Origin of the sequence: Nocardioides malaquae (assembly GCF_015070385.1) — a bacterium.
GTDB classification, from domain to species: domain Bacteria; phylum Actinomycetota; class Actinomycetes; order Propionibacteriales; family Nocardioidaceae; genus Nocardioides; species Nocardioides malaquae.
In genome coordinates, this window is the sequence record NZ_JADCSA010000082.1 from 1 (window position 1) to 492 (window position 492).

A 492-nucleotide genomic window follows, 5' to 3' on the forward strand; every position below is an offset into this window, starting at 1 on the left:
TGGGTGCGGGGCACGCACACCGAGGTGCGGATCCTGCCGGTGATCGACCTCAACACCCAGCTCTCCACGAGCCGGTACGAACCCACCGACCGGCTCCGCCAGCAGGTGATTCTCCGGGACCGCACCTGCGTGTTCCCGTGGTGCACCCGCCCAGCGAGGTCCTGCGACCTCGACCACGTCGAACCGTTCGACCACGACGCAGGCGGAGAAGGCCGGCCACAGCCAGGGCCGACCGCAACAGACAACCTGGCCGTCCTGTGTCGCAGCCACCACCGACTGAAGACGCACACCGGCTGGCGACTCACCTCACCCACCAGCGGCGTCTTCGAGTGGACGAGTCCCCACGGCCAACGCTTCCGACGCGACCGCCACGGCACCCACGACCTCACCCGGGGGCCGGACGGTGAGCCACCACCCGTCCCGCGACCACCCGTCCCGCCTCCACGCGCCACGACTCCGAGCGCAGTACCCACAGCCTGACCGCACCCGACC

1 protein-coding gene is annotated in these 492 nt (G+C 70.7%); it reads left to right on the plus strand.

What is annotated here, in order from left to right; translation table 11 throughout:
- Positions 1-480: HNH endonuclease signature motif containing protein (locus tag IEQ44_RS15560; RefSeq protein WP_193639392.1), on the plus strand; the 480-nt coding region annotated here is incomplete at its 5' end.
- Positions 481-492: the final 12 nt, after the last annotated feature.